The sequence below is a fragment of the Pseudomonas sp. NPDC090201 genome (assembly GCF_044746825.1).
Taxonomy (GTDB): domain Bacteria; phylum Pseudomonadota; class Gammaproteobacteria; order Pseudomonadales; family Pseudomonadaceae; genus Aquipseudomonas; species Aquipseudomonas putida_AD.
The window spans coordinates 48,347-75,335 of sequence record NZ_JBIVCX010000019.1; the positions used below are offsets into that span (position 1 = coordinate 48,347).

The window sequence follows — 26,989 nt, forward strand, 5'->3', positions numbered from 1 at the left end:
GTGGATCATGCCCGCTCATTTCTATCTGGCGGATCCATCGGAGGAACCAGCCTGCAATAAAACGCCATCAAGAAAAAGGAGATTCACGTGACGAATGGAACCCAATGGCGCTCATGGTTGGATAACGACAACTGGTTCAACGATCTGCCCACTTCCTTGCAGGATAGCCTGCTGGTGGGGATGCGGCAGCGGCGGTTCACGCCCGGCAAACTGGTCTTCGAGCATGGCGAGCCGTCCTGCGGCCTGTACGCCCTGCTGGCCGGGTCGATCCGCTTCAACGGTATCAAGCAGCAACGCCTGGACCTGCCACCTGCCAAAACCCGCATGCCGTACTGGTTCGGCGAGGTTTCGCTGTTCGACGCGTTGCCTCGACTGCACGATGTCTTCGCCGAAGACCAGATCATCGTGCTGCATCTGCCCCAGGCCATCCTGACCAGAATCCTCGAAGACAATCCGCACCACTGGCGCTACTTCGCACGACTTCTGGGGCGCAAGCTCGGCCTTGAGGTGCCGCCGAACGATCACGTGACCTTGTTACCCACCGATGAGCGTGTCGCCTATCGCCTGCTGCTGCTCACCGAAGGCTACGGTGAAATCGACCGCTCGACCCGCAGCGTTTCCATCAACGACGTGCTGAGCGAGCGGGGGCTAGGGCTGACGCCGGAAGTCGTCGACCGGGTGGTCGGGTATTTCGCGGAACGCGGCATCGTGCACCGCGACGGCGATTTCATCAGCGTGCTCGACGTCGAGCGCTTGCGCAAGGCTGCGCGTCACCGTCTGACCGGGGGCTAGCAGTCAGCGCATCCCGTCGCGGTACTGGCTGGGCGTCATGCCGGTCCAGCGCTTGAACGCCCGGCTGAAGCTGCTGGTGTCGGCAAAGCCCAGGAGAAAGGCGATTTCACTGAGCGAGCTGCCTGGGTCGCGCATGTGCAGCAATGCCAGGTTCTGGCGGCACTGGTTGAGCAGCAGGTCGTAGCTGCAGCCTTCATCGGCCAGGTGCCGTTGCAGGCTGCGCAGGCTCAGGTGCAGGTGCTGGGCGATGCGCTCCGCCGAGGGTTCGCCTTCGGGCAGTTGCGCTTCGATGGCCGCGCGCACTTTGCGCTCCCAGGTCAGGGGGCTGAGTTTTTCCAGCGTGCGATTGAGCACGGCCTCGTTGTGCTCGGCCAGTTCCGGGTTGGCATCGTCCAGATGGCTGTCGAAATCGGCGCAGGCGAACTCCAGCAGGTTTTCCGTGGCGGCAAAGTGCAGCGGGGCACGGAACACGTCATGCCAGGGCTTGGCGTCGGCAGGTTCGGGCCTGACCAGATGCACCGCCAGCGGCGCGTAATGCCGGCCCAGACGGTTGCGGCACGTCCTCACGTAAATCGCCGCGAAGGCATCCATGGCCTCATTGGCCGGCATCGGGCCGCCCTCGGGCACGCGAAAGCGAAACTCGTAACGCTCGCCCACGCGGATGAAGCTCAGGTCCAGCGCGTCGCTGACCACGGGGTGGTAGCGCACGATCCGCTCGAACACTTCACGCAACGAACCGCTGGCCACCAGCGCGTAGCCCAGGGCGTGAAAGGTGGTGGGGCTGACGAACCGCGACACCCGCAAACCCAGCGCCGGATCGCCGCTGGCCTGCACCGACAACTCCCAGAAGCGCGTGGTCACGGCCACCGGATAGCGCGCGTTGGGGTCGTCCATCAAGTGCGGGTCCAGCCCCGCCGCCTGGCTCAGCGCGAGACTGTCCAGGCCCAGCGCGTCGAGTTGCTTGCGCAGGGCACGGGTCCAGCTGGCGAGAACACTTGGGTCAGACATAAAGATTGGCGCCTGCGGTCAACAGCTTGGCGTCCACGGCCGGGCAGTCTTGGGCCCTGCACGGCACAGTGGAGCCTCGTTTTTCTTCATCATAAAACCGGAGAATGGAAGCATGCACGAGACTTCTGCAAGTGCGGCCGGACTGAATGCACAACAGCGATCAGCCCATATTCGCGCGGTGGTTACGGCCCGCGGTGTCGAGTTGCGCCAGCGCTACCCGATCCTTGCGCATCAGGATGCAATCGGCGCCGGCATTCTGCTGTTCGCGCTGGCGGGCATGACTGGCTGCGCAGCGCTCTACCTTGGGGGTTACATGGCCTGGTGGGTGTGCCTGTTGCTCAATGCCTTCTTCGCCTCGCTGATCCACGAACTGGAGCATGACCTGATCCACAGCATGTACTTTCGCAAGCAGCGTGTGCCCCACAACCTGATGATGGCGCTGGTGTGGATGGCGCGCCCGAGCACCATCAACCCATGGATTCGCAGGCACCTGCACCTCAATCACCACAAGGTGTCCGGCACCGAGGCGGACATGGAAGAGCGGGCCATCACCAACGGCGAACCCTGGGGCATCGCGCGGCTGCTGATGGTGGGCGACAACGTCATGTCGTCGCTGATCCGCATGCTGCGGGCCAGAACCTGGACGCACAAGTTGAGCATCCTCAAGCGCACCTTGCGGGTGTATGCGCCGCTGGCCTTGCTCAACTGGGGCGCCTGGTATGTGTTCCTCGGCTTTCATGCGGCCAACGGCGTTGCGAGCCTGATGGGCACTTCGCTGGCCTGGTCCAGCGACACCCTGGCCGTGATGCAGGTGATCGACATCGCCGTGGTAGTGCTGGTGGGTCCCAATGTATTGCGCACGTTCTGCCTGCATTTCGTCAGTTCCAACATGCATTACTACGGCGATATCGAGAGTGGCAACGTCATGCAACAGACCCAGGTGCTCAACCCGTGGTGGCTGTGGCCGATGCAGGCGTTCTGTTTCAATTTCGGCAGCACCCATGGCATCCATCACTTTGTGGTGAAGGAGCCGTTCTACATCCGCCAGTTGACCGCGCCGGTCGCGCACCGGGTCATGGCCGAGATGGGTGTGAGGTTCAACGACTTCGGTACCTTCGCCCGGGCGAACAGATTTGCGAAAAGTCTCGCGGGATAAAAATTTCTGTAACAACCCCACCGTATTCTCTGCTCATCCCCGGCGAGCTGGGGGCAGACAGCGTGATTTATCAGGGCCGCTCCTTAAGGCAGGGGGTGGCCCTCTTTTTTTCCGGCGGCAATCACCTGTTTTTGCGATATATGAATTCGAGTTATTAATAAATATCTTCTTATTCTTTTTCGAATATATATCCCATCCCTATACTCGCCGCCATGAACGCAAAAATGCAGGAGGCGAAGGCCATGCATAACGAATCGATCCGTTACCTGATCGTGCCAGGCTGGCAAGGATCCGCCGAAGACCATTGGCAGACCCATTGGCAAAACAGCTTGCCCAACAGTGTGCGCGTGGAGCAGGCCAACTGGCTGACGCCGCGGCGCGAAGACTGGGTCGGTGAGTTGCAACGGGCCATCGCCGCCGACAGCTCGCCGGTGATCCTGATCGCCCACAGCCTGGGCTGCGTGACCGTGGCTCACTGGGCGCAACTGGCGCCGCTGGAAACCTTGCGTCAGGTGCGTGGTGCTCTGCTGGTCGCCCCGGCAGACGTCGAGCGGCCCAACTGCCCGCCTGCCATCCGCAATTTTGCGCCTGTTCCCGAACACCTGCTGCCCTTCCCGGCGCAAGTGGTCAGCTCCGACAACGACTCTGCCGTCAGCGCCTTGCGGGCGATGGAAATGGCCCGCAACTGGGGCGCCGAGATCGGCATCCTGAGCGGCGCCGGGCACATCAACGTGAAGTCCGGTCATCAGCGCTGGGAGCAGGGTTTCGCCTACCTCTACCGCCTGCAGAGCCGCATCGAACAACAGGCTCGCCGCCGAGCATGAGTGCGCATAACACGATCTTTTTCGCCGCAGTGATCCGACAGGCGCTGCGGCCTTTTTTTTAACGCTCAAGTCCACGGAAGGCTTGGGCGGGAGACTGCCATGAGCCAGACCGACGTACCCACCCAGCCCCTCCTCACATTCCCCGAAGCTGAAAAAAGCCCCCTGAGCATACGCGCCAAGGCGCTGGTGTTTTTCGACCCGCGCTCACGCCGCCTGCGCGAAGAAATGGAGCAACTGGCGCCGCTGGACCTGCCGGTGCTGATCCGTGGCGAACCGGGCACGGGCAAGGAACTGCTGGCGCGGCACATTCATCGCGGCAGCGACCGTTCGGGGCTTTTTGTATCGGTCAACTGCGGCTCGATCAGCCCTACTTACGCCGATGCCGAGTTGTTCGGCTACGCCGCAGGCGCCCACAGCGGCTCGGCCAGCAGCCGGGCGGGCTGGTTTGGTTCGGCCACGGGCGGCACGCTTTACCTGGATGAAATCGCCGATCTGCCGCTGACGATTCAGATCAAGCTGCTGGCGGCGCTGGAAAATCACGAAGTGACCCGCGTGGGCGCGTCCCAGCCGAGCCCGGTGGACGTACGCCTTGTTGCGGCCACCAGCATCGACCTGAGCCTGGCCGTGGCCGCCGGGAAGTTTCACGAGCGGTTGTATCGTTACCTGAGCGAGGGGCGGCTGGATCTGCCGGCGCTGCGCGAACAGCCGGGCAACATCCTGCCGCTGGCCGAGTACTTCCTGGGAATCTACAGCCAGCGCCTGGATTTCGCGATGCCGTTGATCAGTGAAGCCGCCCAGAGTGTGCTCGAAGCGCACTACTGGCCGGGTAATACCCGGGAGCTTGAGAATGTCATTCACTTTGCGCTGCTGGTCAGCAGCGGGGCGGAGATTCTGCCGGAGCATTTGAATCTCCCGCAAAAAGTCTGAATTTGCGGTGAGCACTTGTAGGAGCGCGCTTGCCCGCGACGGCGGTGTGTCAGGCACCATACCCATGACAGACACACCGCCGTCGCGGGCAAGCGCGCTCCTACAAGGTGCATGTTAGACGCATCGCTAGTGGCCAAAAGCCTTCTGAGAACTAAAAAGCATATATCCGAGATGAAAAAGTATTGTCTCGGAATAAAAAATCTCGGTAATGTCCGCCTCAGCCGCCAACCCGACCGGTTCGACTCCGCGGCACTCTCAATAAGGGTTGCCCACAAGGTGACCGGTTCATCCTAAGGAATTCGCATGAAAAAGACCTTGTTGTTCACCGCACTCGCGGCTGCCCTTTCCATCGGCGCGGCTCAAGCCGGCGAGAAACTGGTTGTCGGCGCGACGCCGGTTCCCCACGCCGAGATCCTGGAGCTGATCAAGCCTGAGCTGGCCAAGGAAGGCGTGGATCTGGAAATCAAGGTCTTCACCGACTACGTACAGCCAAACGTTCAACTGAACGAGAAACGCCTGGACGCCAACTACTTCCAGACCAAGCCTTACCTGGACGGCTTCAACAAAGGCAAGGGCGCGACCCTGGTCACCGGCGTTGGCGTACACGTTGAACCGTTCGGCGGCTACTCGAAGAAGTACAAGTCCCTGGCTGACCTGCCAGTGGGCGCGACCATCGCCATTCCAAACGAAGGCAGCAACGCCGGCCGTGCACTTCTGCTGCTGCAGAAGGCTGACCTGATCAAGCTGAAAAACCCGACCGACGCTCTGGCAACGCCGAAAGACATCGCCGAGAACCCGAAGAAATTCAAGTTCCGCGAGCTGGAATCGGCTGTACTGCCACGTGTTCTGGATCAGGTCGACCTGGACATGATCAACACCAACTACGCGCTGGAAGCCAAGCTGAGCCCGAAAAAAGACGCGCTGATCCTGGAAGGTGCCGACTCGCCGTACGTGAACTACCTGGTGACCCGCACCGACAACGCCCATGCTGACGCTATCGAGAAGCTGTCCAAGGCGCTGACCAGCCAGCAGGTCAAGGACTTCATCAACAAGAAGTACGACGGCGCGGTATTGCCAGCGTTCTGATTCAAACTGAAACGCATTTCATTGTAGGAGCGCGCTTGGCCTGGGCCGCATCCGGACGACCGCGGTGTGCCAGTCGAGTGGTTTTCTCAGACAGATGGCAATCGCGGGCAAGCGCGCTCCTACGAGGCTCACTGCCCTACGTTTCCAACGCCGACGGCCTGTACCCGCGTCGGCGTTTTTGCGTGCGTGCCCAGGGCACGGCCCAACGCACGCTCAAGGGCAATGAGCAGCTTGACGTTGTCTTCCTGAGCCTTGTCGAGCGCGTTGTCGTTTCCACGTACCGGCATGATCGGTCCTCTTTTTGTTATCCCTGACATCGGTGGATCGCAGCTGCTTCGCTGCGAGACCGGGGATAGACACTCATCTTGCTCCCTGGGTTCGCACCCGAAGATGAGAATTTGGTAACGCCGTGGTTACCAGGAGATGGCATATCAATAGCGCTAGCACGTTCAGCGCTAACCATATTCCCCAACGGTATTTAAATATCGTTTCTTATATCTATAAAGTCTCTACTTCAAAGCCAATGCCTTTTTGGAGTCGGAGTACTCATGCCAGCAGCCTCCCAAGCTTCTACGTCCGCACAAGCGCCGGATCAGCAGTTCGATGTACGTCCATTCGCCGAGAAGGTGGGTGCCGAGATCGTCGGTCTGGACCTGTCCCGCCCGCTCAATGACGCAGATTTCGCCCGTGTGCATCGCGCGCACCTGGATCACCACGTCGTGGTCTTCCGCGACCAGCAGATCACCCCGCAACAGCAGATCGATTTCAGCCGCCGCTTTGGCGTGCTGCAGATTCACGTGCTCAAGCAGTTTTTGCTCGCCAACCATCCGGAAATCCTGATCGTCTCCAACATCGTCGAGAACGGTCAGCCGGTGGGCCTGGGTGACGCCGGCAAATACTGGCACTCGGACCTGTCCTACAAGGAACTGCCGAGCCTGGGCTCGATGCTTTACGCCCAGGAGCTGCCAAGCGAAGGGGGCGACACCCTGTTCGCCGACATGCACCAGGCCTGGGAAACCCTGCCTGAGCACCTGCGCAAAGCCGTCGAAGGCCGCAGTGCCGTGCACAGCTACACCTCGCGCTACCGCGATGGCCGCAACGCCGAAAACTGGCGCCCGACCCTGAGCGCCGAGCAACTGGCCCAGGTCGCCGTGGTCAGCCACCCGATCGTGCGCACGCACCCTGAGAACGGCCGCAAGGCGCTGTTCGTCAGCGAAGGCTTCACCACTCATATCGTCGGTATTCCTGAAGACGAAAGCCGCGCAATCCTGGACGAGATCTACGCCCACAGCGTGCGTCCGGAAAACGTGCTGCGTCACAAGTGGCAGGAAAACGACATGGTCTTCTGGGACAACCGTTCGCTTATCCACCTGGCGGGCGGCACGCCGGATCACCTGCGCCGTCGTCTGCACCGCACCACCATCCAGGGCGATGCTCCGTTCTGATTCATGCACCAATCCGGGAGCCCGCTCCATGAATGCTGTTCTGCAAAGCCACACGGCTAGCGATCGCTTGAACGCGCAACAGGCCAACCAGCCTACCGCTGAAGCGCTGTTGCAAGTCCAGGGCGTAAGCCTTGAATACCGCACGCCGGAACGCGTGGTGCGCGCCACTCACCAGGTGAGTTTTGAAATCGACCCGGCCGACCGCTTCGTGCTGCTCGGCCCCTCGGGTTGCGGCAAGTCGACGCTGCTCAAGGCCGTGGCGGGGTTCATCGCCCCGGTTGAAGGGCAGATTCGTCTCGCTGGCCAGCAGGTCAGGGAACCGGGCCCGGACCGCATCGTGGTGTTCCAGGAGTTCGACCAGTTGCCGCCGTGGAAAACGGTGATCGAGAACGTCATGTTCCCGTTGCTGGCGTCGCGCACCCTCAAGCGCCGCGAGGCCGAGGAGCGGGCGCGGCATTATCTGGAGAAGGTCGGGCTTAGCGCGTTTGCCAATGCGTATCCGCACACCTTGTCCGGCGGCATGAAGGCCCGCGTGGCGATTGCTCGTGCGCTGGCAATGCAGCCGAAAATCCTGCTGATGGACGAGCCGTTCGCGGCGCTCGATGCCCTGACCCGCCGCAAGATGCAGGAAGAGCTGCTGGAGCTGTGGGAAGAGGTGCGCTTCACCTTGCTGTTCGTCACGCACTCCATCGAGGAAGCGCTGGTGGTGGGCAACCGGATCCTGCTGCTGTCGCCCCATCCGGGGCGTGTGCGGGCGGAGATCAACAGCCACCAGTACGACCTGAAAAGCCTGGGCGGCGTGGATTTCCAGCGCTCGGCCCAACGCATCCACAACTTGCTGTTCGACGAGGGCGATGCGCCGGTGGTCGAGCAGGATCTGCGGTTTCAGGATATCCGGATTGCCTACTAACACCGCCCTCTCTTGTAGGAGCGCGCTTGCCCGCGACTGCGATCGATCAGCGACGCAACCGCTGAATGACACAACGCCATCGCGGGCAAGCGCGCTCCTACAGGACGGTGGCCCATACGAGACTTCACCATGAGCCTTTCCCCTCCGATCCGCGAGGAATACGAAATCGCGCTGGAGCCTTTCACCCAGGCTGACCTTGCGCGTGAGATTCCTCTGGCCCAACGCATCTGGCAACAGGGCTGGGTGCGCAAGACCGTGATCCTGATTGCCCTGGCGGTGATCTGGGAGATCGCGGCGCGCATCCAGGGTAACGACCTGCTGCTGCCCAGCTTCCTGCAAACCGCCAAGGCCTTTGTCGACGGCGTCGTCACTGGCGAGCTGCTGGCCAAGGTGTGGATTTCCCTGACTGTGCTGGTCAAGGGTTACCTGATCGGCATCGTGCTGGCGTTCGGCATGACCACCCTTGCCGTCTCGACCCAACTGGGCCGCGATCTACTCAGCACGCTGACCTCCATGCTCAACCCGCTGCCGGCCATCGCGCTGTTGCCGCTGTCGCTGTTGTGGTTCGGCCTGGGCGAAAACAGCCTGATTTTCGTGCTGGTGCATTCGGTGCTGTGGGCGCTGGCGCTGAACACCTACGCAGGGTTTCTCGGCGTCTCGGAAACCCAGCGCATGGCCGGTCGCAACTATGGCCTGAAGGGCATTCGCTTCGTCTGGCACATCCTGATTCCCGCCGCGCTACCGTCGATCCTGGCCGGCTTGAAGATCGGCTGGGCCTTCGCCTGGCGCACCCTGATCGCCGCCGAGCTGGTGTTTGGCGCTTCGTCGGGCAAGGGCGGCCTTGGCTGGTACATCTTCCAGAACCGCAACGAGCTGTACACCGACAAGGTTTTCGCGGGGCTGGCGGCGGTCATCATCATCGGCCTGCTGGTGGAAAACCTGTTGTTCAGCAATGTAGAGCGCCTGACCGTGAAGCGGTGGGGCATGCAGCGCTAACTGTTCCCGTAGCAGCACGGCTTGCCGGCGGGGACGTACTCAAGATCGCTCCCGCCGGCAAGCCGTGCTGCTACGAAATCTTCATCCACTTCAATGGTTTTTTATTTGTGAGGGCTTCATGGGGAATTCAATCAAACGCCCGCTGCTGACTGCGCTGGCGGCAACTCTGGGTCTGGTGGGCGTGCTGTCGAGCAGCGGTGCCCAGGCCGAAGGCAAGATCAGCATCGCCCAGCAATTCGGTATCGGTTACCTGATTCTCGACGTGGTGCAGCAACAGAAGCTGATCGAGAAGCACGGCAAGGAGCAGGGCATCGACATCAAGGTCGACTGGAATAGCATCTCCGGCGCTACCGCGATGAACGAAGCGCTGCTGGCGGGCGCGCTGGATGTGGTATCGGCTGGCGTGCCGCCGATGCTGACCATCTGGGACCGCACCAAGGGCAAGCAGAACGTGAAAGCCATCGCCTCGCTGGGATCGATGCCCAACTACCTGCTGAGCAACAACCCGAACGTGAAGACCCTCAACGACTTCACCGACAAGGACCGCATTGCCGTGCCGGCCGCCGGTGTGGGCTTCCAGTCGCGGACCTTGCAGATCGAGACCGCCAAGCTGTTCGGTAACGACAACTTCAAGAAATTCGACAACATCTCTGTCAGCCTGCCGCACCCGGACGCCACTTCGGCGCTGATCGCAGGCGGCTCGGAAATCAGCGCGCACTTCTCAAGCCCGCCGTTCCAGTATCAGGAACTGGAAAACGACAAGGTGCATAAGGTGCTGAGTTCCTACGACGTGCTGGGCGGCCAGGCGACGTTCAACGTGCTCTACACCACCCAGAAATTCCACGACGAAAACCCCAAGACCTACAAGGCGTTCTACGACGCGCTGGCTGAGGCCGAGAAGATCATCAAGGCCGACAAGAACGCAGCGGCCAAGACCTACATCGAGGTCGAGAAGTCCAGGCTGCCGTTGCCGCTGGTGGAGAAGATCGTCTCCGATCCGGAAATCGACTTCACCGTCGTGCCGCAACGTACCTTCATCTACGCCGAGAAGCTGCATGAACTGGGCGTGCTGAAGAACAAGGCCGACAGCTGGAAGGATTTCTTCTTCGAAGAAGCCCACGGCGGCGCGGGTAGCTGATCCCATCCTGTAGGAGCGCGCCCGCGAACGCGGTGTGTCAGCTGGAAAGTGTGGCACAGGCAGATCGCGGTCGCGGGCAAGCGCGCTCCTACAATGGTTGTGGTGGGGGCGGTTTGGGCAATGCCATGAGCGTTGAAAGGAACCCTGATCTACGCTCAGAGTCGCATGGTCACGTCGCGCCAGTCTTTCTGGCCACGTTGTGGACAACGGACTCGCCGCAAAGGAGCTTGCATGCCCGCCCAACCTTCGACGCGTGGATTCAGACTGCCCATCCTTGGGCTGTGCCTTTGCCTGGCGCTGATGGCCGGGTGTGGCGACAAGAAACCCAGCGAACCGGTGCGTCCGCGCGTTCAGATTCAGGAAGTCAAAACCGCCGAATTCGCCGCCGCCGTCACCCTGACGGGCGATATTCAGGCCCGGGTGCAGACCCAGCTCTCGTTCCGCGTAGGCGGCAAGATCATTCAGCGTTCGGTGGATGTCGGCGATCGCATCACCGCCAAGCAAGTGCTGGCCAGGCTCGACCCCAAGGATTTGCAAACCAGCGTCGATTCGGCCGTGGCTGCCGAAGCCGCCGAGCAGGCGCGGGTCAAACAGACCGCTGCGGCGTTCGTGCGCCAGCAGAAACTCCTGCCCAAGGGTTACACCAGCAAGAGCGAATATGACTCCGCCCAGACGCAACTGCGCAGCAGCCAGAGCGCGCTCAAGGCCGCCCAGGCGCAACTGGCCAATGCCCGCGAGCAACTGGGTTACACCGCGCTGATCGCCGATGCGCCGGGGATCATCACCGCGCGTCAGGCGGAAGTCGGCCAGGTGGTGCAGGCGACGATGCCGATTTTCAGCCAGGCCCGCGATGGCGAACGTGACGCGGTGTTCAACGTCTACGAATCACTGTTCGTTCAGCCGCCCACCGATCAACCGGTGGAAGTCACCCTGCTCGACAACCCGAAAATCAAGGCCAGCGGCAAGGTGCGCGAAGTCACCCCGGCGGTGTCCGCGCAGACCGGAACTTTGCAGGTGAAAATCGCCCTCAGTTCGTTGCCCGAAGGCATGGACCTGGGTTCAGTGGTCAGCGCCGCGCTGACGGTGCCCGCCAGGCAAAGTGTCGAACTGCCGTGGTCGGCGCTGACCAAGGGCCTGGGCGATCAGCTCGGCCAGCCTGCGGTGTGGGTGGTCGATGACCAGAACAAGGCCAGCTTGCGCGGCGTCAAGGTGGGGCGCTATCTGACCGGGAAAGTCATCATCGTCGATGGCCTGAAAAACGGCGAAAAGGTGGTGATCGCGGGCAATCAGCTGCTGCACCCGGACATGCAGGTCGAACTGGCCCAAGTCTACAAACAACCGACGGGAGCAACGCAATGAAGCGTCTGCCGCTGGTGATGATGGGCGCGCTGCTGTTGGCGGCCTGTAGCAAGGAAGAGCCTGCGCCGGAGCCGGTTCGTCCGGTGCTGTTCATGGAGGTCAAGCCTCAGGCCGAAGAGAGCCTGGGTCGCTTCGCCGGCAACATCGCGGCGCGCTATGAAAGCACCCTGGGTTTTCGTGTCTCGGGACGCATCGCGTCGCGCAGCGTCGACGTCGGCAGCGAAGTCGAAAAAGGCCAGCTGCTGGCGACCCTCGACCCCACGGACTTGCAAAACCAGGTACGCGCCAGCCAGGGCGACCTGGCCAGGGTGCAGGCGCAGTACATCAATGCCCAGGCCAATGCCCGGCGCCAGCAGGAACTGTTCGACCGTGGCGTGGGCGCCCAGGCGGCGCTGGACGTCGCGGTGACCGACCTGAAAACCACCCAGTCGTCCTTCGATCAGGCCAAGGCTTCGGTGCAGCAGGCGCAGGATCAATTGAGCTACAGCGAATTGCGAACCGACCACGCCGCCGTCGTGACTCAATGGAAAGCCGAGGCCGGGCAAGTGGTCAGCGCCGGTGAACAGGTGGTGACCCTGGCTCGCCCCGACATCAAGGAAGCGGTGATCGACCTGCCCGCGCCGCTGGCCGAACAGTTGCCGCAGGATGTGGTGTTCAAGGTCGCCAGTCAGCTTGAGCCGGACATCAACACCACCGCGACCCTTCGCGAGCTGGAACCCCAGGCCGAAAGCTCGACCCGCACCCGTCGTGCACGCCTGACGCTGGCTGACACGCCAACGGCATTCCGGCTGGGCACGGCGATCAGCGTCACCCTGAGTTCGGCCATCGAGCCGCGCATCGAGTTGCCCGCCAACGTGCTGCAGGAGGCCGACGGCCAGACCCGGATCTGGATTGTCGACATGCAGAGCCAGACCGTTTCCCCGCACCCGGTAAAAGTCGTCAGCCGTGACGGCAACACCGTGGTGCTGGCCGGTGGAGTCAAGGGTGGCGAGCGTGTGGTCACGGCCGGGGTGAACAGCCTCAAGCCCGGCCAGAAAGTCAAAGTCGATAAGGACAGCCCACGATGAAAGGGAACTTCAACCTCTCCGAATGGGCGATCAAGCATCAGTCTTTCGTCTGGTACCTGATGTTCGTCGGCCTGCTGATGGGCGTGTTCTCCTACATGAACCTGGGCCGCGAGGAAGACCCGTCGTTCACCATCAAGACCATGGTCATCCAGACCCGCTGGCCGGGCGCGACGGTGGACGAAACCCTCGAACAGGTCACCGACCGCATCGAGAAGAAGCTCGAAGAGCTCGACTCCCTCGACTACGTGAAAAGCTACACCCGGCCAGGGGAATCGACGGTCTACGTCTACCTGCGGGACACCACCAGCGCCGCCGCGATTCCTGAAATCTGGTACCAGGTGCGCAAGAAGATCGACGACATTCGCGGCACCTTCCCCCAAGGCATTCAGGGGCCTGCGTTCAACGACGAATTCGGTGACGTGTTCGGCTCCATCTACGCCTTCACTTCCGACGGCCTGACCCTGCGCCAGTTGCGCGATTACGTGGAGCAGGTGCGGGTGCAGATTCGCGATGTGCCGGGGCTGGGCAAGATCCAGATGATCGGCCAGCAGGACGAAGTGATTTACCTGAATTTCTCCACTCGTAAGCTGGCGGCGCTGGGGCTCGACCAGCGGCAGGTCGTGCAGAGCCTGCAAGCGCAGAACGCCGTGACGCCTGCGGGGGTGATCGAAGCCGGGCCCGAGCGGATTTCCGTGCGCACCTCCGGGCAGTTCGAGTCGGAGAAAGATCTCGAGAACGTGAATCTGCGGCTCAACGACCGTTTCTATCGGTTGAGCGACGTCGCTGAGATCAGCCGCGGCTATGTCGATCCAGCCAAGCCGCTGTTCCGCTTCGACGGCAAGCCTGCCATCGGCCTGGCCATCGCGATGAAGAAGGGCGGCAACGTCCAGGAGTTCGGCAAGGACCTGCACGCGCGCATGGACCAGGCCACCGCCGACCTGCCCATCGGGGTGGGTGTGCACGTCGTGTCCGATCAGGCGCAGGTGGTCGAGAAGGCCGTGGGCGGCTTTACCAGCGCGCTGTTCGAGGCGGTCATCATCGTGTTGGTGGTCAGCTTCATCAGCCTTGGCGTACGGGCAGGGTTGGTGGTGGCCTGCTCGATCCCGCTGGTGCTGGCGATGGTCTTCGTGTTCATGGAATACAGCGGCATCACCATGCAGCGTATCTCTCTCGGCGCGCTGATCATCGCGCTGGGCCTGTTGGTGGACGACGCGATGATTACCGTGGAGATGATGGTCACCCGCCTGGAGCTTGGGGATTCCAAGGAACAGGCCGCGACCTTCGCCTACACCTCCACGGCATTCCCGATGCTGACCGGGACCCTGGTGACCGTGGCGGGGTTCGTGCCCATCGGCCTGAACGCCAGTTCGGCGGGCGAGTACACCTTCACCCTGTTCGCGGTGATTGCCGTGGCGATGCTGGTGTCGTGGGTGGTCGCGGTGCTGTTCGCGCCGGTGATCGGGGTTCACATCCTCAGCGACAAGATCAAGAAACATGACGAGAAACCACCGGGACGCATCGCCCGGGGCTTTAACGCGTCGATGTTCTGGGCCATGCGCAATCGCTGGCTGGCGATCATCATCACCATCGCGCTGTTCGCCACCGCGCTGTTTTGCATGCGCTTCGTGCAGAACCAGTTTTTCCCGTCATCGGACCGTCCGGAAATCCTGCTGGACCTCAACCTGCCGCAGAACGTTTCAATCAACGAGACGCGCAAGGCGGTCGACAGGCTCGAAGCGATCATCAAGGACGACCCGGACATCGTGCGCTGGAGCACCTACATCGGCCAGGGCGCGGTGCGGTTCTACCTGCCGCTGGACCAGCAGTTGGAAAACCCTTACTACGCGCAACTGGTGATCGTCAGCAAGGGCCTGGAAGAGCGGGGCGCGCTGATGGAACGGCTGAAAAAGCGCCTGCGCGAGGACTTCGTTGGCATCGGTACCTACGTGCAGCCGCTGGAGATGGGCCCGCCGGTGGGAAGGCCGATTCAGTACCGGGTCAGCGGCGACAACATCGATCAGGTGCGTCAGCACGCCATCGACCTGGCCACCCTGCTGGACAAGAACCAGCACATCGGCGAGATGATCTACGACTGGAACGAGCCGGGCAAAGTGCTGCGCATCGACATCAACCAGGACAAGGCCCGCCAGTTGGGGCTGTCGTCCGAGGACGTGGCGCAACTGATGAACACCATCGTGGTGGGCGCCAACGTGACCCAGGTGCGTGACGACATCTACCTCATCAACGTGGTCGGGCGTGCGGTGGATTCGGAGCGCGGCTCGCCGGAAACCCTGCAGAACCTGCAGATCGTCACCCAGGGCGGCACCTCGATTCCGTTGTTGGCGTTCGCCAATGTGCGGTACGAGCTGGAGCAGCCGCTGGTCTGGCGCCGCGACCGCAAACCGACGATTACCCTCAAGGCGGCGGTGCGCGACGAGATCCAGCCTACCGATCTGGTCAAGCAGCTCAAGCCCGATATCGACAAGTTCGCGGCCGACCTGCCGGTGGGTTACAAGATCGCCACGGGCGGTACGGTAGAGGAGAGTGGCAAGGCCCAGGGGCCGATTGCCAAGGTGGTGCCGTTGATGATCTTTTTGATGGCGACCTTCCTGATGATCCAGCTGCACAGCGTGCAGAAGATGTTTCTGGTGGCCAGCGTCGCGCCGCTGGGCCTGATCGGCGTGGTGCTGGCGCTGGTGCCGACCGGCACGCCGATGGGCTTCGTGGCGATCCTGGGGATCCTCGCGCTGATCGGCATCATCATCCGCAACTCGGTGATTCTGGTGACGCAGATTCACGAGTACGAGGTGGCCGGCTACCTGCCGTGGGACGCCGTGGCCGAAGCCACCGAGCACCGCCGCAGGCCGATCCTGCTCACCGCCGCAGCCGCGAGCCTGGGCATGATCCCCATCGCCCGCGAAGTGTTCTGGGGGCCGATGGCCTACGCGATGATCGGCGGGATCATCATCGCCACACTGCTGACTCTGCTGTTTTTGCCGGCGCTGTATGTGGCCTGGTACAAGATCAAGGAGCCAACCAAAGAGCAGCGCGAGAAGGCCGAAGCCGAGAAACAGCGGCGCAAGGAGGAACAGAGCGACGAAGGGGCACATCCAGCAGTGGAATGATCCTCAGGTTACTCCGTAGCAGCACGGCTTGCCGGCGGGAGCGGTGTGTCAGCCAAACATTATTCGACTGATACACCGCCCCCGCCGGCAAGCCGTGCTGCTACGGGATGCGGGTGTCTCAAACCCTGCGCCAGACACTCGCCAGCCACGGCTGCTGCTCTCGCGGCAATCCCGCCGGACGGTAATAATGCTCGACCTCGACAAACCCCGCCTCAGTCAGCAACCCACTCCAGGACGCCAGATCATGGAACGAGCCATAGCGCTCGCCCTTCCAGCCTTCCTGATTGCTCCCCCTCGGGTTTGAACTGAACAGCACACCGCCGGGCTTCAACGCCGCCCGCAACTCCTTCAGTACACGCGGCAACTCCTGCCGGGGAACGTGGAACAGCGAGGCATTGGCAAAAATCCCGTCAAAGCGCTGGTCAGGCAGGTCCAGCACCAGAAAGTTCTGATGAAGAACCTCGCAACCACTGTCGGCCCGGGCCATCTCGGCGAAGCGCTCAGAGCCATCCAGACCGACCGCGACATGCCCCATGGCGGTAAAAGTGCGCAGATCCCGCCCCGGTCCGCAGCCGAAATCCAGAATCTGAAACGGCCCCTGGCCCTGAATATTGCGCAACAAGGCGTCGATGTTCTGGCTGACATCGTGATCGCGCGTACCCTCACGAAAATCCTCTGCAACATCGTTGTAGTTGCCAAGGGTGACGGCGGTGATCTGGGCGAGGTCCTGCGGATCGAGTTTCATCGGTACACATTCTGAGCGGGGAAGCGGCCAATATACCCCGCCCCTCGCTTCCCGCAACCTGCCCCGTAGCAGCACGGCTTGCCGGCGGGAGCGGTGTGTCAGATAAAGAATTTCCGACTGACACACCGCCCCGCCGGCAAGCCGTGCTGCTACGAGGTCAGCGCTTGTTCAACCGCAACGCCAGCCGGTCGCCGCCCAGTTGGATCACGGCGACCAGAATCACCAGCAACACGATGACGGTCAGCATCACCTGCGTGTCGAAACGCTGGTATCCGTAGCGGTAGGCGATGTCGCCCAGGCCGCCTGCTCCGATGGCGCCGGCCATGGCCGATGAGTTGATCATGGTCACCAGGGTGATGGTGAAGCCTCCGACGATGCCGGGCAGGGCTTCGGGCAGCAGGACGTGCCAGACGATGTGCCAGCGGCGGCAGCCCATGGCCTGGGCGGCTTCGATCAGGCCGTGGTCGACTTCGCGCAGGCTGACTTCCGCGATGCGGGCGAAGAACGGTGTGGCGGCGATGGTCAGTGGCACGACGGCGGCCCATACGCCATAGGTGGTGCCGACGATCAGGCGGGTGAAAGGGATCAGCGCGACCATCAGGATCAGGAAGGGCACCGAGCGAAAGATGTTCACGAAGGCGCCGAGCACGCGGTTGACGTTCGGCGCTTCGAAGATACCGCCCTTGCCGCTGGTGACCAGGATCACTGCCAGCGGAATCCCCAGAATCAGCGCGATCAGCGATGACACGCCCACCATCAGAAAGGTGTCGATGACGCCTTGCCACAAACGATCAAGCCACATAACCCAGTACCTTCGCGTGTTGCGCCTGTTTGCGGGCGCGGATGAGCAGTTCGTCCACCGACAGTGGCGAGTGAGCGACGGCGAGCAACAGGTGACCCAAAGCCCGCCCCTGAATCCGTTCGACGCCGCCATGCAACAGGCTGACCCGTCCGCCGAAGGCATTGAACAGCGCGGACAGGTCCGGCTCGCTGCCATTGCCGCCGGTGAATTGCAGGTCCAGTACCACGCTGGCATGGCTGGCCGACGGCTGGGGTTGCAGACGTGCCTGCAGGTCATCCGGGAGCGCGTGTTGCAGGGGCGCAAGCAGGGTCTTGCTGACCTCGTGGCGAGGGTCACCGAACACCTGCCACACCGGGCCTTGCTCGACGATCCGGCCTTGTTCGAGCACCACCACGCGGTCGCAGATTTCCCGGATCACGGCCATCTCGTGGGTAATCAGAATGATCGTCAGGCCCAGGCGCTGATTGATCTGGCGCAGCAGGCCCAGGATCGACTGCGTGGTTTCCGGGTCCAGTGCCGAAGTCGCTTCGTCACAAAGGAGGATGGCCGGGTCATGCACCAGGGCGCGGGCGATCCCGACGCGCTGTTTCTGGCCGCCCGACAGTTGCGCCGGGTAGGCGTGGTGCTTATCCTGCAGGCCCACCAGCTCCAGCAACTCGGCGACTTTGCGCTGGCGCTGCGCCTTGGGCACCTTGGCCACTTTCAACGGCAACTCGACGTTCTGCCACACGGTCTTGGCCGACATCAGGTTGAAGTGCTGGAAGATCATTCCGATGCGTCGACGCAGTTCCACCAGTTTGTCTTCGTTGAAGGCGGCGATGTCGATCTGATCGATCAGCACCCGGCCGCTGCTGGGTTGTTCAAGGCGGTTGATGGTGCGGATCAGCGACGATTTGCCTGCGCCACTGCGGCCAATGATGCCGAACACCTCGCCGCGCTGGATATCCAGGTCGATGCTTTGCAGTGCCGCAACCGGTCCCTGCTGGCCCTCGTACACCTTGCCCAACTGGCTGAAACGCACGTGGGCACTGGCTTTTTCCGGGTGCAGTTCGGTCTGGACGGCGCTATGGCTATCGGGCGTTTGCAGCGACAGTGAGCGTTGCGCGGTGGCGGTCATGGTCAGTTCTTCCAGCCGACCTGGTACAGCGAGCCATTCACTTTATCCAGCGAGGCGCGTACCACAGGGGAGTGTTGGTAGATGTCGATGAACTTCGCCAGGCGCGGGTCGTTCTTGTGGTCCGGCTTGATGACGAACTGGATCACGTACTCGGGGTGATCGAGGCCGTCGAAGAGAATCGCCGAGCCTGCGTCGAAAGTTTTCGCCAGGCGAATGTAGGCCGGGTAGCCCTGCACCAGGTCGGCGTCGTCATAGGCGCGCACCAGTTGCACCGCCTCGACCTGAATGATCTTGAGCTTCTTGGGGTTGGCCGTGATGTCGTCTTCGGTGGCCTTGTAGCCCACGCCCGGCTTGAGGGTGATCAGCCCGGCCTTGGCCAGCAGTTGCAGGCCGCGTCCGCTGTTGATCGGGTCGTTGGCGATGGCCACGCTGGCGCCGGTGGGCAGCTCGTCGAAGCTTTTGTACTTCTTCGAATACAGGCCCACGTTGTTGATGATCCCGGGGGCGAAAGGCACCAGGTCGAAACCGGAAGCAGCCTTGGCGTTTTCCAGGAAAGGGATGTGCTGGAAGTAGTTCACGTCGATGTCGCCGGCGTTGAGGCTGACGTTGGGCGCGATCCAGTCGGTGTACTCCACCAGTTCGACTTTAAGGCCCTGCTTGTCGGCCTCCGCCACGGCGGCTTCCAGCGGGATGGCGAACGCGGCGGTGGTGCCGACCTTCAAGGGTTGTTCGGCGGCGTGGGTGATGCCGGTGAACAGGCCCAGTGAGAGGGCCAGGGTGAGGAGGGTTTTTGTCATGTTGTCGTCCGATTGTTCAGTCTGAAGAAGTCGTTGTAGGAGCGCGCTTGCCCGCGAAGGCGGTGTGTCAGGCGGCGCTCCTGGCACAGACACACCGCGGTCGCGGGCAAGCGCGCTCCTACAGGGTTGTGTGTGTTCTGAATTGGGCTCCGGGATGCCGCTCAGGCAGTCGCGCTGAATCCTCGGCAAACAGCTTCTGGCGCAAGGTGCCGTGTTCGTAGGCGGTCTTGTACGAGCCGCGCCTTTGCAGCTCGGGGATCACCAGGTCGATGAAATCCTCATAGCTCTCCGGGGTGACGATGCGGGTCAGGTTGAAGCCGTCCAGGCCTGTCTCGGCGATCCAGGATTCCAGTTCGTCGGCCACCTGCTGCGGCGAGCCGATCACCGTGATATAGCGCCCGCCCAGCGCGTGCTGGTCCAGCAGCTTGCGGCGGGTCCAGTCGTTATTCTTGAGGATCTTCGTCGCCGATTGAATGGCGTTGCTCTTGACGTGCTGGATCGGCTCGTCGAGTTCGTATTCAGAGAAATCGATGGCAGTGGACGCCGAAAAATGCGCCAGCCCTGCCTCGGCGCTGGCGTATCCCAGGTATTCGGCGTGCTTGGCCCGAGCCGCCTCCTCGGTGGCGCCGACGATCACGTTCAGCCCCATGAACACCTTGATGTCGTCCGGGTTGCGGCCGGCTGCCACGGCGCTGGCGCGTACCTTGTCGACCTGCTCGCGGGTCGCGGCCTTGTTCTGCCCACTGATGAACACGCACTCGGCATTGCTGCCGGCGAACGCCAGGCCCCGCTCCGAGCTGCCAGCCTGAAACAGCACCGGCGTGCGTTGTGGCGAGGGCTCGCACAGGTGGTAGCCCTCGACCTGGTAGAACTCGCCGCTGTGGCGCACGTAGTGCACTTTTTCCGGCTGCGCATACACGCGCCTGGCACGGTCCTCGATCACTGCATCGTCTTCCCAGCTGCCTTCCCAGAGCTTGTAGAGCACCTGGAGGTACTCGTCGGCCTGGTCGTAGCGGCGGTCGTGCTCGATCTGCTCCGTCAGGCCCATGGCCTTGGCGGCGCTGTCCAGGTAGCCGGTGACGATGTTCCAGCCCACCCGGCCGCGCGTCAGGTGATCGAGCGTCGACATGCGCCGGGCGAACAGATAGGGCGCTTCGTAGGTGAGGTTGGCGGTCAGGCCGAACCCCAGGTGCCTGGTGACCGCTGCCATGGCCGAAACCAGCAGCAGCGGATCGTTGACGGGAAGCTGGATCGACTCCTTCAACGGCACGTCGATGGATTTCTGGTAGACGTCGTATACGCCGACGATATCCGCGATGAATAGGCCGTCGAAGAGTCCGCGCTCAAGCAGTTGTGCAAGATTCGTCCAGTAGTCGAGCGTCTTGTACTGGGTCGAGGTGTCCCGTGGATGGGTCCAGAACCCGTGGTTGATATGGCCGATGCAGTTCATGTTGAACGCATTGAGCAGGATTTTTTTCTTGCTCATGGGCGGGTAGCCCCCTGAGCGCGGGCACTTTGGTGGTTGTACGTGACCATTGGAACCTCAATTCGATACCGCTTGAGCGGCAGGAAAACTGAATGGGGTCCGGTGGTCCGGTGCATATACCCTAATCGCTTATAAAAAATTACAGAACTAACATTTCGGAATAACCATAGAAGGGAGCATCGACGCTTTCCGCCCTCTCATGCATCGTCATCCCGAGTGCCATCGACGCCCACCCGGATCGACCTGGCCGGCGCCCAGCGCGAGTTGTTTCCGACCCGATCGATGACGCAATAGGTCACCTCCTGATGCAGATCTTCCCCGGCTTCCCGTATCAGTTCAGCCGGGACGTGGACGTCGATAGCCTTGCCGACCTGATGCTCGGTGAGTACCGGCAGGTCCATCCGGATATCCCCCCAGCGCAATGTGATTTCGTCGTAAGCCTGCATGTTGGGATAACCGGCGATGGTGATGTCGACGCCGCGTTCGAGTTGCTGTGTACTCAGGCCATCACGCATCACCGCGCTTGCAAAGGTCACGGGTGCCAATCCCTGGTTTTCCTCTCCGTCGGCACTCACCAAATGACCGCCAGGCATCTCCAGTTTGACCCAAAGTTTGCATGCCGGTGATTGCACGGGTTCGCTGCCGATCTTGGTTACTTTGTAGTAAGTCTTCACCTTTCCACTTTGTAGAAAACTTTCCGGAACATGTAGGACGCATGTATTCCCTATGTCGGACTCGGATAACAGTTTTGATGCGACGTAACAGTCTCCCCAGAACAGTTCGATGAGGTCTGCGCATTCCATTTCGCTGTAGGCAGGGATGTGAACCACCAGGTTCGCGGCCGCCAGGGCACCAATACCGTGCTTGTTCGACTGCGGCAGACAAGGCGCCAGGAGCTGGAGGGGTGTGTGGCTGACAGGGGTCTTGATCATGTTCGAATACTCATTGGAATTAAACGACAGAAAAGGCGTTTGCCGATGTTGTTCAACGCAAGTGCAAGTTCACAGCGGCGCCGCTAGTACATGCCTGATGTCTAGCGAAGGCAAACATTACAAACGGTGCAATATTCAGGATTGCTATTTTTCCGAGATTATTTTCGAGGCCGTCACTGAGCTAATTGTGTTGCAGCATTTAAGTCAACAATCAAAAAGATATGAGGCTTTATTAGTGAGTGAAACAGAATGTTCCTACAGAGTTTTCTCTATCAGGGGTGCGGGCGACTGCCCTTGTGTCCTACTCACGGCTCCCATTTATCTGATGCCTACCGAGTAGGGGGGGGGCGCTGTGAACCGGTTATTTGTCCGCGCGTAGAGACTCAATTGTCGGGGGGAAGGGAAAAGGCAGATGCAGCCAGGTTTGATAGAAAAACCTGATAGGAGACGCAAGCACCAACGCTTGAGGCCCCAAAAAAACTGACCTGTTCGGTGTTTGCCAAATGTTAGAAAAAAGAAAACGGCGCTCGATGGCGCCGTTTCAAGTAGCAGAGGTGTAGGACTAGTTTCTGCTGCGTTCCAGAAACTGCCGGGTACGTTCCTCTTTGGGATTGGCGAACAACTCCTTCGCGTCGCCCTGTTCGACGATCACGCCCTTGTCGATGAACACCACGCGGTTGGCCACGTCGCGAGCGAACTTCATCTCGTGGGTGACGATGACCATCGTGCGGTTTTCCTCGGCCAGGGCGCGAATGGCGCTGAGCACCTCGCCCACCAGTTCCGGGTCGAGGGCCGAGGTGGGTTCGTCGAACAGAATCACCTCAGGCTCCATCGCCAGCGCCCGGGCAATCGCCACGCGCTGTTGCTGCCCGCCCGACAGGCGCCGTGGGTAGGCGTCTTCCTTGCCTGCCAGGCCGACCTTGGCCAGCAGCTTGCGGCCCAGTTCGATGGCCTGTTCACGCGGCACCTTCTTGACCACGGTCGGGCCTTCGATGACGTTTTCCAGCGCGGTGCGATGGGGGAACAGGTTGAAGTTCTGGAACACGAAGCCCACGTGCTGGCGCAACTGGCGGATCAGTGCGGTTTGCTGGCTCAGCGGCTTGCTGCCGTCGATCCTGATGTCACCCACAGTGATGGTGCCGCTGCTCGGTTCCTCAAGCAGGTTCAGGCAGCGGAGCAGGGTGGTCTTGCCCGAGCCGCTGGGGCCGATGATCGCCACCACCTCGCCCGGCTGTACCTTGAGATCGATGCCCTTGAGCACCTGGTTGCCCTTGAATTCCTTGGTCAGTTTCTCAACCGTGATCATGCCTCAGGACTCCTGATCATGGCGGTTGACCCGCGATTCAAGACGGTTCTGGAAGTGCGCGAGCACACTGCACAGTACCCAGTAGATCAACGCAACGGTGATGTACATGGTGAAGACTTCCAGGGTTCTGGAAGAGATCAACTGCGCCTGGCGGAACACTTCCGGCACCTGGATGGTGGCGGCCATGGCCGTGTCCTTGACCAGCGAAATGAAGCTGTTGCCCAACGGCGGCAATGCCGTGCGTGCAGCCTGCGGCAGGATCGCCCGGCGCATGGTCTGGGCACGGGTCATGCCGATACTGGCGGCCGCTTCCCATTGGCCCTTGTCCACGGCACCGATGGCCGAACGCAGGATTTCGCAGGCGTAGGCAGCCATGTTCAACGACAGACCGATCAAGGCTGCGCTGATGGCATCCAGTTCGATGCCCAGGTCAGGCAGGCCGTAATAGATCACGAATAGCTGCACCAGCAGGGGCGTGCCGCGAAAGAACGACACGTAGACCCGGGCGATGGCGCTGATGATCCAGACCTTGGACAGACGCATCAGTGCCAGGCCGAAGCCCAGCACCAATCCGAAAAACATTCCGCCCAGGCTCAAGCCAACGGTGTAGTACGCGCCCTTGAGTAGAAAGGGCGCGGAGTCCAGCGCGAGCTGAATGCTCTCTGAAATCATTTGGTCACGTCAGCCTTGAAGTACTTCTCGGACAGCTTGGCCAGGGTGCCGTCGGCGCGCAGTTTGTCGATGGCCTTGTTCAGGGCTTCCAGCAGCTCAGGCTCGCCCTTGCGCAGTGCGATACCGGCTTCCTGACGGGAGAACGCGGGGCCGGAGATGGCCAGGTTGTCCTTGGTCTTGGTGATCAGGTCCAGTGCCGCCAGGCGGTCAACCAGGATGGCGTCGATACGGCCGACTTTCAGGTCCTGGTACTTGGTTGGATCATCGTCGTAGGTCTTGACGACGGCGCCCGGCACGTTTTCCTTGAGCCACTGCTCATAGTTGGTACCCAGGCCCACGCCGACCTTCTTGTTATCCAGGTCCTTGGGCGTCGGGAACTTGTTTTCGTCCTTCTTCTGCACCAGCGCCTGGATACCCGAGACGGTGTAGGGTTCGGAGAAGTCGTATTTCTTCTTGCGCTCGTCGGAGATGGTCACCTGGTTGACCACAACATCCAGACGCTTGGATTCCAGCGCTGCCAGGATGCCGGCCCATGGGGTGGCGCTCAGCTTGACCTTGACGCCCAGCTCCTTGGCCAGCGCTTCAGAGAACTCGACCTCAAAACCGGTCAGCTTGCCGTCTTCACCCACGAAGCTGAAAGGCGGGTAGGTGCCTTCCAGGCCGACGTTGAGGGTGCCGTTCTTTTTGATGGTCGCCAGTTGCTCGCCAGCGACGGCCTGAGTCACCAGGCCGGTGCCCAGCACCAGACCCAGAGCCGATAGCAGGAAGGTACGACGGATAGCAGACATGTTCATGTGAGTCCCCTGTTTTTAATTGGTATGTCAGGTTAGCGTCAGACCTGACGAAACTACTGTGGCACCGCGTGTTTATCCAGCTTTTTTAGCGCGCTTGGCGGGTGCTGGCGTGAATCATATGAGGCGTTGGTTAGGATTAAAAATAATTAAAAATGAATCGCTTATCTTGTTTTTGAATATAGAACTTTGCGCAACCAGGTGACACGACACCTTCCCGTAGCAGCACGGCTTGCCGGCGGGGGCGTCGTGTCAGGCAATGCAGTATCGATTGACCCACCGCGCCCGCCGGCAAGCCGTGCTGCTACGGGGTGCTGATCAGCCCGAAAACACATCCGGGTACGCAAACAGCGCAGGCGCGCCGCCGGTGTGCAGGAAGATCACCGGGCCGTCGTCCAGGCGGTGGCGGCCGATGCCATCCAGCAGCCCGGCCATGGCCTTGCCGGTGTACACCGGGTCCAGCAACAGGCCTTCCTGGCTGGCCAGCAGCTTGACCGCCGCCAGCGTGCCGGCGTTGGGCTCGCCATAACGCGGGCCGTAATACTCGTCCCACAGTTGCACCTTGAACGCCTGGGGCAGCGATGTGCCCAGCAGTTCCACGGTACGCTCGGCCAGGCCCTGAACCTTGGGTGCCTGGGTTTCTTCCGGGCGCGAGACCGTCACGCCAATCACCGGCAACTGCGGCAAGGCTTCGGCCAGCGCCAGCGCCAGACCGCTGTGGGTGCCTGCGCTGCCGGAGGCGAGCACCACGGCAGCGAAATCAACGCCTGTGGCCTCGATCTGCTCGGCCAGCTCGAAGCCTGCCCGCACATAACCCAGGGCCCCCAGCGCATTGGAGCCACCGATGGGCACCAGGTACGGCTTCTTGCCGCTGGCCTGCAAGCGCGCGGCCAGGGCCTGGAGCAGCTCGTCGGCGTTGTCCAGGTTTTCCACCAGCTCGACCTTGGCGTCGAACAGATCCAGCAGCAGGCGGTTGCCGTTGCCCAGGTAGTTGCTGTCATCCGTGGCGATCGGATTTTCCAGCAGCGCAACGCAACCCAGACCCAATTTGGCGGCCAGTGCCGCGGTCTGGCGAACGTGGTTGGACTGGATCGCGCCTGCGGTGATCAGCGTGTCGGCGCCCAACGCCTGCGCATCGGCAGCCAGGTATTCGAGCTTGCGCAGCTTGTTGCCGCCCATCGCCAGCGGCGTGATGTCGTCGCGCTTCACATAGATGTCGCGGCCGGCCCAGGCCGACAGGCGCTCGAGCTTTTCAAGTGGCGTTGGCGCGCCCAGCAGTTCCAGGCGATTGAAGCGGTCGAGCTGTTGTTTGATCATGATGATGTCGGTACGTCTTGCGAGTGAGTCGCTGGACTATAGGCAGACCCTTCCTGCAGGGCAACCTGACCGATCGCTGATGACTGCGGGTTATGACCTCACGAAAATTGTTATTTTTTTGCCCTGAATGATTGCCGTAGAGTGATCCAACCTTCGGCCATGTCCAGCCTGACGAGCCGTCGAACTGAGGAGAAATCTGCGTGAGCACTATTCCTGAACTGTCCCCGCAAGACTGTGCCCAGGGCGTGACCGGCCATTGGCAATTGCAGCGGATCGTTGGTGAGTTGCGCGCCGCACGTGATGACTGGCGCACCAGCAACGGCCGCATCAGTGGCGAGAAGGGCGGCCGCGAGCTGCCTTCGCGCGAAGCCCTGCGCGACATCCTGGAAGCCTTGTGTGGTGCGTTGTTCCCGATGCGTCTGGGGCCGGTTGATCTGCGCGAGGAAAGCGAAGACTTCTACGTGGGCCACACCCTGGACGTGGCGCTCAATTCCCTGCTGGCCCAGGCGCGCCTTGAGCTGCGTTATGTCGCTCGCCAGCGTGGCGAAGACGCCAGTTGCGCCGACGTGCACGCCGAGCGGCTGATTCAGGATTTCGCCAGTGCGCTGCCGGGCATCCGCCGGATTCTCGATACCGACGTGCTGGCCGCCTATCACGGTGACCCGGCGGCGCGCAGTGTCGATGAGGTGTTGCTGTGCTACCCGGGCATTCTGGCGATCATTCATCACCGCCTGGCCCACCACCTGTACCTCAACGGCCTGCCGCTGCTGGCGCGGATCAGCTCGGAGCTGGCGCACTCGGCCACCGGTATCGACATCCACCCTGGGGCCAGGATCGGCCCGAGCTTCTTCATCGATCACGGCACCGGTGTGGTGATCGGCGAGACGGCGATCATCGGCGAGCGCGTGCGGATTTATCAGGCCGTGACCCTGGGCGCCAAACGGTTCCCGGCCGATGAAGACGGCCAGTTGCAGAAGGGCCATGCGCGCCATCCGATTGTGGAAGATGACGTGGTGATTTATGCCGGGGCGACCATTCTGGGACGCATCACCATCGGCCAGGGCTCGACCATCGGCGGTAACGTCTGGCTGACCCGCGGCGTACCGGCGGGCAGCAACGTCAACCAGGCGAACCTGCAGCATGATGACGGGACGCAGAAGTAAATCCCTCGCTGATCTTTTGATGGTTCCC

General features: G+C 61.7%; 24 protein-coding genes and 1 pseudogene. 13 read left to right on the top strand and 12 right to left on the bottom strand.

The features are described 5' to 3' along the window. Positions 1-87 precede the first annotated feature (87 nt). Complete coding sequence (locus ACIPOO_RS26875; protein ID WP_400611055.1) at positions 88-792, top strand: Crp/Fnr family transcriptional regulator; 705 nt, start codon at positions 88-90, stop codon at positions 790-792. A 3-nt stretch (positions 793-795) separates the two neighbouring features. Here ACIPOO_RS26875 and ACIPOO_RS26880 read toward each other — a convergent pair whose 3' ends face one another. Then, positions 796-1,800, bottom strand: coding sequence for an AraC family transcriptional regulator (locus ACIPOO_RS26880; RefSeq protein WP_400611057.1), 1,005 nt, complete (start codon positions 1,798-1,800; stop codon positions 796-798). Positions 1,801-1,912: 112 nt separating this feature from the next. On the opposite strand from ACIPOO_RS26880, the gene ACIPOO_RS26885 reads away from it, so the two are divergent. The 4 genes and pseudogenes from ACIPOO_RS26885 to ACIPOO_RS26900 all read left to right on the top strand — a co-directional run bounded on the left by ACIPOO_RS26885 (position 1,913) and on the right by ACIPOO_RS26900 (position 5,793). Continuing rightward, positions 1,913-2,956: a fatty acid desaturase gene (locus tag ACIPOO_RS26885; protein ID WP_400611059.1), complete on the top strand. Its 1,044-nt coding sequence runs from the start codon at positions 1,913-1,915 to the stop codon at positions 2,954-2,956. Positions 2,957-3,198: 242 nt separating this feature from the next. After that, complete coding sequence (locus ACIPOO_RS26890) at positions 3,199-3,780, top strand: alpha/beta hydrolase (protein ID WP_274134178.1); 582 nt, start codon at positions 3,199-3,201, stop codon at positions 3,778-3,780. A 99-nt stretch (positions 3,781-3,879) separates the two neighbouring features. Then, positions 3,880-4,695, top strand: a pseudogene (locus ACIPOO_RS26895) (sigma 54-interacting transcriptional regulator); the annotation flags it as partial. Between the two features lie 315 nt (positions 4,696-5,010). Continuing rightward, the gene (locus ACIPOO_RS26900) at positions 5,011-5,793 is read left to right on the top strand and encodes a MetQ/NlpA family ABC transporter substrate-binding protein (RefSeq protein WP_274134179.1); all 783 of its coding nucleotides are present in this window, start codon (positions 5,011-5,013) and stop codon (positions 5,791-5,793) included. A 128-nt stretch (positions 5,794-5,921) separates the two neighbouring features. Here ACIPOO_RS26900 and ACIPOO_RS26905 read toward each other — a convergent pair whose 3' ends face one another. Then, positions 5,922-6,080 (bottom strand): hypothetical protein, encoded by a 159-nt coding sequence (locus tag ACIPOO_RS26905; protein WP_400611062.1) that lies wholly within the window; start codon positions 6,078-6,080, stop codon positions 5,922-5,924. Positions 6,081-6,341: 261 nt separating this feature from the next. Here ACIPOO_RS26905 and ACIPOO_RS26910 point away from each other — a divergent pair, with 261 nt between their 5' ends. The 7 genes from ACIPOO_RS26910 (at position 6,342) to ACIPOO_RS26940 (ending at position 15,833) form a co-directional block, all read left to right on the top strand. Then, on the top strand, positions 6,342-7,238 hold the full coding sequence (locus ACIPOO_RS26910) for a TauD/TfdA dioxygenase family protein (RefSeq protein WP_400611064.1): 897 nt from the start codon (positions 6,342-6,344) through the stop codon (positions 7,236-7,238). 28 nt (positions 7,239-7,266) lie between these two features. Beyond that, a complete protein-coding gene (locus ACIPOO_RS26915) occupies positions 7,267-8,148 on the top strand; it encodes an ABC transporter ATP-binding protein (protein ID WP_400611066.1) in 882 nt (293 codons plus the stop codon). A 129-nt stretch (positions 8,149-8,277) separates the two neighbouring features. Next, positions 8,278-9,144, top strand: coding sequence for an ABC transporter permease (locus ACIPOO_RS26920; protein ID WP_400611068.1), 867 nt, complete (start codon positions 8,278-8,280; stop codon positions 9,142-9,144). 118 nt (positions 9,145-9,262) lie between these two features. After that, entirely contained in the window at positions 9,263-10,282 is a 1,020-nt protein-coding gene (locus ACIPOO_RS26925; RefSeq protein WP_400611070.1) for an ABC transporter substrate-binding protein, read from the top strand. 231 nt (positions 10,283-10,513) lie between these two features. Beyond that, on the top strand, positions 10,514-11,641 hold the full coding sequence (locus ACIPOO_RS26930; RefSeq protein WP_400611072.1) for an efflux RND transporter periplasmic adaptor subunit: 1,128 nt from the start codon (positions 10,514-10,516) through the stop codon (positions 11,639-11,641). Continuing rightward, complete coding sequence (locus tag ACIPOO_RS26935) at positions 11,638-12,708, top strand: efflux RND transporter periplasmic adaptor subunit (protein WP_400611074.1); 1,071 nt, start codon at positions 11,638-11,640, stop codon at positions 12,706-12,708. Before ACIPOO_RS26930 ends, ACIPOO_RS26935 begins: the two co-directional genes overlap by 4 nt. Continuing rightward, the gene (locus ACIPOO_RS26940) at positions 12,705-15,833 is read left to right on the top strand and encodes an efflux RND transporter permease subunit (RefSeq protein ID WP_274134185.1); all 3,129 of its coding nucleotides are present in this window, start codon (positions 12,705-12,707) and stop codon (positions 15,831-15,833) included. The genes ACIPOO_RS26935 and ACIPOO_RS26940 overlap by 4 nt, the downstream gene beginning before the upstream one ends. Before the next feature lie 118 nt (positions 15,834-15,951). Here ACIPOO_RS26940 and ACIPOO_RS26945 read toward each other — a convergent pair whose 3' ends face one another. The 10 genes from ACIPOO_RS26945 to ACIPOO_RS26990 all read right to left on the bottom strand — a co-directional run bounded on the left by ACIPOO_RS26945 (position 15,952) and on the right by ACIPOO_RS26990 (position 25,798). After that, on the bottom strand, positions 15,952-16,578 hold the full coding sequence (locus tag ACIPOO_RS26945) for a class I SAM-dependent methyltransferase (protein WP_400611076.1): 627 nt from the start codon (positions 16,576-16,578) through the stop codon (positions 15,952-15,954). Between the two features lie 157 nt (positions 16,579-16,735). After that, on the bottom strand, positions 16,736-17,380 hold the full coding sequence (locus tag ACIPOO_RS26950; RefSeq protein WP_400611078.1) for a methionine ABC transporter permease: 645 nt from the start codon (positions 17,378-17,380) through the stop codon (positions 16,736-16,738). After that, positions 17,370-18,497 (bottom strand): methionine ABC transporter ATP-binding protein, encoded by a 1,128-nt coding sequence (locus tag ACIPOO_RS26955; protein WP_400611080.1) that lies wholly within the window; start codon positions 18,495-18,497, stop codon positions 17,370-17,372. The genes ACIPOO_RS26950 and ACIPOO_RS26955 overlap by 11 nt, the downstream gene beginning before the upstream one ends. Before the next feature lie 2 nt (positions 18,498-18,499). Next, a complete protein-coding gene (locus ACIPOO_RS26960) occupies positions 18,500-19,294 on the bottom strand; it encodes a MetQ/NlpA family ABC transporter substrate-binding protein (RefSeq protein ID WP_274134189.1) in 795 nt (264 codons plus the stop codon). Positions 19,295-19,412: 118 nt separating this feature from the next. After that, positions 19,413-20,780, bottom strand: coding sequence for an LLM class flavin-dependent oxidoreductase (locus tag ACIPOO_RS26965; RefSeq protein WP_400611083.1), 1,368 nt, complete (start codon positions 20,778-20,780; stop codon positions 19,413-19,415). A gap of 197 nt (positions 20,781-20,977) precedes the next feature. Next, positions 20,978-21,712 (bottom strand): hypothetical protein, encoded by a 735-nt coding sequence (locus ACIPOO_RS26970; RefSeq protein WP_400611085.1) that lies wholly within the window; start codon positions 21,710-21,712, stop codon positions 20,978-20,980. Between the two features lie 562 nt (positions 21,713-22,274). Next, entirely contained in the window at positions 22,275-23,018 is a 744-nt protein-coding gene (gene tcyN, locus ACIPOO_RS26975) for an L-cystine ABC transporter ATP-binding protein TcyN (protein ID WP_274134192.1), read from the bottom strand. A 3-nt stretch (positions 23,019-23,021) separates the two neighbouring features. Then, on the bottom strand, positions 23,022-23,690 hold the full coding sequence (gene tcyL / locus ACIPOO_RS26980; protein WP_274134193.1) for a cystine ABC transporter permease: 669 nt from the start codon (positions 23,688-23,690) through the stop codon (positions 23,022-23,024). Further along, the gene (gene tcyJ / locus ACIPOO_RS26985) at positions 23,687-24,484 is read right to left on the bottom strand and encodes a cystine ABC transporter substrate-binding protein (protein WP_400611088.1); all 798 of its coding nucleotides are present in this window, start codon (positions 24,482-24,484) and stop codon (positions 23,687-23,689) included. The genes tcyL and tcyJ overlap by 4 nt, the downstream gene beginning before the upstream one ends. A gap of 315 nt (positions 24,485-24,799) precedes the next feature. Further along, complete coding sequence (locus tag ACIPOO_RS26990; RefSeq protein ID WP_400611090.1) at positions 24,800-25,798, bottom strand: D-cysteine desulfhydrase; 999 nt, start codon at positions 25,796-25,798, stop codon at positions 24,800-24,802. Between the two features lie 200 nt (positions 25,799-25,998). On the opposite strand from ACIPOO_RS26990, the gene epsC reads away from it, so the two are divergent. Then, positions 25,999-26,961, top strand: coding sequence for a serine O-acetyltransferase EpsC (gene epsC / locus ACIPOO_RS26995; protein WP_400611092.1), 963 nt, complete (start codon positions 25,999-26,001; stop codon positions 26,959-26,961). The last annotated feature ends 28 nt before the right edge of the window (positions 26,962-26,989 follow it).

What these genes read in the sequence shown, in the direction of transcription:
- ACIPOO_RS26880 (WP_400611057.1), bottom strand. Translation starts at nt 1,800, where the DNA reads ATGTCTGACCCAAGTGTTCTCGCCAGCTGGACCCGTGCCCTGCGCAAG.
- ACIPOO_RS26885 (WP_400611059.1), top strand. Translation starts at nt 1,913, where the DNA reads ATGCACGAGACTTCTGCAAGTGCGGCCGGACTGAATGCACAACAGCGA.
- ACIPOO_RS26890 (WP_274134178.1), top strand. Translation starts at nt 3,199, where the DNA reads ATGCATAACGAATCGATCCGTTACCTGATCGTGCCAGGCTGGCAAGGA.
- ACIPOO_RS26900 (WP_274134179.1), top strand. Translation starts at nt 5,011, where the DNA reads ATGAAAAAGACCTTGTTGTTCACCGCACTCGCGGCTGCCCTTTCCATC.
- ACIPOO_RS26905 (WP_400611062.1), bottom strand. Translation starts at nt 6,080, where the DNA reads ATGCCGGTACGTGGAAACGACAACGCGCTCGACAAGGCTCAGGAAGAC.
- ACIPOO_RS26910 (WP_400611064.1), top strand. Translation starts at nt 6,342, where the DNA reads ATGCCAGCAGCCTCCCAAGCTTCTACGTCCGCACAAGCGCCGGATCAG.
- ACIPOO_RS26915 (WP_400611066.1), top strand. Translation starts at nt 7,267, where the DNA reads ATGAATGCTGTTCTGCAAAGCCACACGGCTAGCGATCGCTTGAACGCG.
- ACIPOO_RS26920 (WP_400611068.1), top strand. Translation starts at nt 8,278, where the DNA reads ATGAGCCTTTCCCCTCCGATCCGCGAGGAATACGAAATCGCGCTGGAG.
- ACIPOO_RS26925 (WP_400611070.1), top strand. Translation starts at nt 9,263, where the DNA reads ATGGGGAATTCAATCAAACGCCCGCTGCTGACTGCGCTGGCGGCAACT.
- ACIPOO_RS26930 (WP_400611072.1), top strand. Translation starts at nt 10,514, where the DNA reads ATGCCCGCCCAACCTTCGACGCGTGGATTCAGACTGCCCATCCTTGGG.
- ACIPOO_RS26935 (WP_400611074.1), top strand. Translation starts at nt 11,638, where the DNA reads ATGAAGCGTCTGCCGCTGGTGATGATGGGCGCGCTGCTGTTGGCGGCC.
- ACIPOO_RS26940 (WP_274134185.1), top strand. Translation starts at nt 12,705, where the DNA reads ATGAAAGGGAACTTCAACCTCTCCGAATGGGCGATCAAGCATCAGTCT.
- ACIPOO_RS26945 (WP_400611076.1), bottom strand. Translation starts at nt 16,578, where the DNA reads ATGAAACTCGATCCGCAGGACCTCGCCCAGATCACCGCCGTCACCCTT.
- ACIPOO_RS26950 (WP_400611078.1), bottom strand. Translation starts at nt 17,380, where the DNA reads ATGTGGCTTGATCGTTTGTGGCAAGGCGTCATCGACACCTTTCTGATG.
- ACIPOO_RS26955 (WP_400611080.1), bottom strand. Translation starts at nt 18,497, where the DNA reads ATGACCGCCACCGCGCAACGCTCACTGTCGCTGCAAACGCCCGATAGC.
- ACIPOO_RS26960 (WP_274134189.1), bottom strand. Translation starts at nt 19,294, where the DNA reads ATGACAAAAACCCTCCTCACCCTGGCCCTCTCACTGGGCCTGTTCACC.
- ACIPOO_RS26965 (WP_400611083.1), bottom strand. Translation starts at nt 20,780, where the DNA reads ATGAGCAAGAAAAAAATCCTGCTCAATGCGTTCAACATGAACTGCATC.
- ACIPOO_RS26970 (WP_400611085.1), bottom strand. Translation starts at nt 21,712, where the DNA reads ATGATCAAGACCCCTGTCAGCCACACACCCCTCCAGCTCCTGGCGCCT.
- tcyN (WP_274134192.1), bottom strand. Translation starts at nt 23,018, where the DNA reads ATGATCACGGTTGAGAAACTGACCAAGGAATTCAAGGGCAACCAGGTG.
- tcyL (WP_274134193.1), bottom strand. Translation starts at nt 23,690, where the DNA reads ATGATTTCAGAGAGCATTCAGCTCGCGCTGGACTCCGCGCCCTTTCTA.
- tcyJ (WP_400611088.1), bottom strand. Translation starts at nt 24,484, where the DNA reads ATGAACATGTCTGCTATCCGTCGTACCTTCCTGCTATCGGCTCTGGGT.
- ACIPOO_RS26990 (WP_400611090.1), bottom strand. Translation starts at nt 25,798, where the DNA reads ATGATCAAACAACAGCTCGACCGCTTCAATCGCCTGGAACTGCTGGGC.